Origin of the sequence: Solitalea koreensis, from assembly GCF_900182575.1 — a bacterium.
Taxonomy (GTDB): domain Bacteria; phylum Bacteroidota; class Bacteroidia; order Sphingobacteriales; family Sphingobacteriaceae; genus Solitalea; species Solitalea koreensis.
Genome location: NZ_FXSZ01000018.1, coordinates 1 through 5400 on the forward strand (window position 1 = coordinate 1; position 5400 = coordinate 5400).

The window sequence follows — 5400 nt, forward strand, 5'->3', positions numbered from 1 at the left end:
CAAGGGGTTCGAATAAAGATCGGCACCGACCTACTCTCCCACGTTTTACCGCAGTACCATCGGCGCTGTTGGGCTTAACTGCTCTGTTCGGAATGGGAAGAGGTGGACACCAACGCTATAGGCACCTGAATGCTTTTAGTTGTAAGCTACCGTACTCGATGTGAAGTACGCATGCTTTACAGATTCAGTATTTAGTTTTTGACAGCAATCGCTTGACCTAGGTCTGCACTTACTGCTCAAAAAGACATATTGTTGAAAGAAGTTACTGCTTCGATAAGTAAACGAGGTGCTTTTCCAAGAAAGCTTCGGGTAATTAGTACTACTCGGCTATGCTGTTACCAGCTTTACACCTGTAGCCTATCAACGTGGTAGTCTGCCACGACCCTATATGGATATCTCATCTTGTGGTGAGTTTCGCACTTAGATGCTTTCAGCGCTTATCTCGACCGAACGTAGCTACTCTGCAGTACAGCTGGCGCCATAACAGATTCACTAGAGGTTCGTCCAACCCGGTCCTCTCGTACTAAGGTCAGGTCCACTCAAATATCCTACGCCCACAACAGATAGGGACCGAACTGTCTCGCGACGTTCTGAACCCAGCTCGCGTGCCACTTTAATCGGCGAACAGCCGAACCCTTGGGACCTTCTCCAGCCCCAGGATGTGACGAGCCGACATCGAGGTGCCAAACCTCCCCGTCGATATGAGCTCTTGGGGGAGATCAGCCTGTTATCCCCAGCGTACCTTTTATCCTTTGAGCGATGGCCCTTCCATGCAGAACCACCGGATCACTATATCCTACTTTCGTACCTGATCGGCTTGTCGGCCTCACAGTCAAGCATGCTTATGCTATTGCACTCCTCGTACGGTTACCAAGCGTACTGAGCATACCTTTGAAAGCCTCCGTTACACTTTTGGAGGCGACCACCCCAGTCAAACTACCCACCAAACAATGTCCCCCGCTTAGCGGGGTTAGACACCGAATACAGAAAGGGTGGTATTTCAACGTTGACTCCACGGATCCTGGCGAACCCGCTTCATAGTCTCCCACCTATCCTACACATCCTGTATCCAATGTCAATGTTAAGTTGTAGTGAAGGTGCATGGGGTCTTTCCGTCCCGTTGCGGGTAACCGGCGTCTTCACCGATACCACAATTTCACCGAGCTCATGGCTGAGACAGCGTCCAGATCGTTACACCATTCGTGCAGGTCGGAACTTACCCGACAAGGAATTTCGCTACCTTAGGACCGTTATAGTTACGGCCGCCGTTTACTGGGGCTTCGATTCAATGCTTCGCCTTGCGACTAACATCCCCTCTTAACCTTCCAGCACCGGGCAGGTGTCAGGCCTTATACTTCATCTTTCGATTTTGCAAAGCCATGTGTTTTTGTTAAACAGTCGCCTGGACCTTTTCACTGCGGCCTCTATTGCTAGAGGCGCCCCTTCTCCCGAAGTTACAGGGCCATTTTGCCGAGTTCCTTAGCCATGATTCACTCGAGCACCTTAGGATTCTCTCCTCGACTACCTGTGTCGGTTTACGGTACGGGTATTTATAATCTGAAGTTTAGAGGTTTTTCTCGGCAGCCTTTAGGATCACTATCCGCGCGGCCGAAGCTTTGCGGTACTTTCATCTTTCTCCAAGGTCGGCGGATTTGCCTACCAACCCTATAGGTACGGACTTTAACGAACTATTCCGTCAGTTCGCGGATCTTTCACCACTGCGTCACCCCGTCACAATTATAAATAGTATCAGAATATTAACTGATTGTCCATCGGCTTCGCCCTTCGGCTACACCTTAGGCCCCGACTAACCCTGATCCGATTAGCGTTGATCAGGAAACCTTAGTCTTTCGGTGGGCAGGTTTCTCGCCTGCCTTATCGTTACTTATGCCTACATTTGCTTTTCTAACCGCTCCAGCATACCTGACGATACACCTTCTCCGCTGTTAGAATGCTCTCCTACCATAGAGATTAATCCCTATCCATAGCTTCGGTAATATACTTGATGCCCGATTATTATCCATGCCCGATCGCTCGACTAGTGAGCTGTTACGCACTCTTTAAATGAATGGCTGCTTCCAAGCCAACATCCTAGCTGTCTATGCAATCGGACCCCGTTAGTTCAACTTAGTATATATTTGGGGACCTTAGCTGATGGTCTGGGTTCTTTCCCTCTCGGCCTTGGACCTTAGCACCCAAAGCCTCACTCCAGCGTATATGTAACTAGCATTCGGAGTTTATCTGGATTTGGTAGGATTTGACTCCCCCGCATCCAATTAGTAGCTCTACCTCTAGTACACTCAACCGCCAGGCTGTTCCTAAAAACATTTCGGAGAGTACGAGCTATTTCCCAGTTTGATTAGCCTTTCACCCCTACCCTCAAGTCATCCAAATCCTTTTCAACGGAAACTGGTTCGGACCTCCATTACGTGTTACCGCAACTTCATCCTGCTCAAGGGTAGATCACAAGGTTTCGCGTCTACCTCCTCTGACTCTGCGCCCTATTCAGACTCGCTTTCGCTTCGGCTACGTTCCTGAAGAACTTAACCTTGCCAGAGAAGAGTAACTCGTAGGCTCATTATGCAAAAGGCACGCCGTCATCCCACTAAAGGACTCCGACCGCTTGTAAGCGCACGGTTTCAGGTTCTATTTCACTCCCCTGTTCGGGGTTCTTTTCACCTTTCCTTCACAGTACTTGTTCACTATCGGTTTCTCAGTAGTATTTAGCCTTACCAGATGGTGCTGGCAGATTCCCACAAGGCGTCTCCGACCTCGCGGTACTCAGGATACAGCTAGGTATATAAATCTTACGTGTACGGGACTGTCACCCTGTTTCGTTTGGCTTCTCAACCTATTCCACTTCTTTTTATAAGTCCACATTGCTGTCCTACAACCCCGTTATTGCCGTAACAATAACGGTTTGGGCTTTTTCGCGTTCGCTCGCCACTACTTGCGAAATCACTATTGTTTTCTCTTCCTCCGCTTACTTAGATGTTTCAGTTCAGCGGGTTTGCGCTTTATGCAACTAGTCTTCAACTAGTTAGGTTGCCCCATTCGGAAATCTGCGGATCAATTCGTATTTGCCAATACCCGCAGCTTATCGCAGCTTATCACGTCCTTCATCGCCTCTGAGAACCAAGGCATCCTCCGTGCGCCCTTTCTTACTTTCTTTTGTTATATGTACAGTATTGCTACTGTTCTATCTGTGTCTTCTCGTTTACCTTCTCAGGTAACTTCTTTCAATATGTCAAAGAACTTCGCGGATCATTTGTTAACCATTGTTAACGACCCTTTTAATTGTGGAGAATAACGGATTCGAACCGTTGACCCCCTGCGTGCAAGGCAGGTGCTCTAGCCAGCTGAGCTAATTCCCCAAGCTTTGTGGTAGTCCCGAGCAGACTTGAACTGCTGACCCCTACATTATCAGTGTAGTGCTCTAACCAAACTGAGCTACGGGACTGTTTCCAGTTTCCAGCAGGCAGTAGGCTTTGTTCATCATCTACCCTCCTACTTGTACTTGGGTTTTCTCTTTTTGAAGTTATGAAATAGAATATGCGCAGCACTTAAAGAACAATCGCTCTAGAAAGGAGGTATTCCAGCCGCACCTTCCGGTACGGCTACCTTGTTACGACTTAGCCCTAGTTACCAGTTTTGCCCTAGGCCGATCCTTGCGGTGACGGACTTTAGGCACCCCCAGCTTCCATGGCTTGACGGGCGGTGTGTACAAGGCCCGGGAACGTATTCACCGCGTCATTGCTGATACGCGATTACTAGCGAATCCAACTTCATGAGGTCGAGTTGCAGACCTCAATCCGAACTGTGAATGGCTTTTTGAGATTGGCTTGCTGTTACCAGCTTGCTGCCCTCTGTACCATCCATTGTAGCACGTGTGTAGCCCCGGACGTAAGGGCCATGATGACTTGACGTCGTCCCCTCCTTCCTCTCTGTTTGCACAGGCAGTCTGTTTAGAGTCCCCATCATTACATGCTGGCAACTAAACATAGGGGTTGCGCTCGTTGCGGGACTTAACCCAACACCTCACGGCACGAGCTGACGACAGCCATGCAGCACCTAGTTTCGTGTCCTTGCGGACGACTATATTTCTACAGTCTTCACTAACTTTCAAGCCCGGGTAAGGTTCCTCGCGTATCATCGAATTAAACCACATGCTCCTCCGCTTGTGCGGGCCCCCGTCAATTCCTTTGAGTTTCAATCTTGCGACCGTACTCCCCAGGTGGATTACTTAACGCTTTCGCTTAGCCGCTAACTGTATATCGCTAACAGCGAGTAATCATCGTTTAGGGCGTGGACTACCAGGGTATCTAATCCTGTTTGATCCCCACGCTTTCGTGCCTCAGCGTCAGTTACACTTTAGTGAGCTGCCTTCGCAATCGGTGTTCTGTGACATATCTAAGCATTTCACCGCTACTTGTCACATTCCGCCCACTTCATCTGTACTCAAGTCTATCAGTATCAATGGCAGTTCCGAAGTTGAGCTCCGGGCTTTCACCACTGACTTAATAAACCGCCTACGCACCCTTTAAACCCAATAAATCCGGATAACGCTTGGATCCTCCGTATTACCGCGGCTGCTGGCACGGAGTTAGCCGATCCTTATTCTTCGGGTACCTTCAACTCATTACACGTAATGAGGTTTATTCCCCGATAAAAGCAGTTTACAACCCATAGGGCCGTCTTCCTGCACGCGGCATGGCTGGTTCAGGCTTGCGCCCATTGACCAATATTCCTTACTGCTGCCTCCCGTAGGAGTCTGGTCCGTGTCTCAGTACCAGTGTGGGGGATCATCCTCTCAGATCCCCTATGCATCGTAGCCTTGGTAAGCCGTTACCTTACCAACTAGCTAATGCAACGCATGCCCATCTTTATTCGCCGAAACTTTAACAGCTCGTTCATGCGAACGTACTGTCTTATGCGGTATTAATCTCTCTTTCGAAAGGCTATCCCCCAAATAAAGGTAGGTTGCATACGTGTTACGCACCCGTGCGCCACTCTCATGAGAACCGAAGTCCTCAATCCCGTACGACTTGCATGTATTAGGCCTGCCGCTAGCGTTCATCCTGAGCCAGGATCAAACTCTCCATTGTAAATTTTAAGTTTGTTCCTCTTCGTATTACTACGAAAGGTGATGCCTTGCGGCATCATTGTCTCTTGGATTGACTTTAAGCTTGATTCTGTATCGCTACAAATCTTGCTGCGCTTATTTTGTTTATTCTATCTCTTCAAAGAACTGAGTCAAACTTTCGCTTGCCTTGCGGATAGCTCAGGATTCGAACCTAATCGTTATTGCTAACTTCCTTGTATCCTTCTCTTTCAATCCCCATTCAGCCGTTGCTGAATTTCGTTTGCCTTTCGGCGGGCTGCAAAGGTAATAAGTTTTTA

General features: G+C 48.7%; 2 tRNA genes and 3 rRNA genes. All 5 read right to left on the reverse strand.

Going from position 1 to position 5400, the window contains the following annotated elements:
* Positions 1-17 precede the first annotated feature (17 nt).
* Positions 18-129: ribosomal RNA gene (gene rrf / locus FN756_RS14315) — 5S ribosomal RNA — on the reverse strand.
* A gap of 165 nt (positions 130-294) precedes the next feature.
* A 23S ribosomal RNA gene (locus FN756_RS14320) occupies positions 295-3171 on the reverse strand.
* Positions 3172-3300: 129 nt separating this feature from the next.
* Positions 3301-3374, reverse strand: a tRNA-Ala gene (locus FN756_RS14325).
* A gap of 8 nt (positions 3375-3382) precedes the next feature.
* Positions 3383-3460, reverse strand: a tRNA-Ile gene (locus tag FN756_RS14330).
* Between the two features lie 123 nt (positions 3461-3583).
* Positions 3584-5105, reverse strand: a 16S ribosomal RNA gene (locus FN756_RS14335).
* Together the 16S, 23S and 5S rRNA genes with 2 tRNA genes alongside form the textbook arrangement of a ribosomal RNA operon.
* Between the last annotated feature and the right edge of the window lie 295 nt (positions 5106-5400).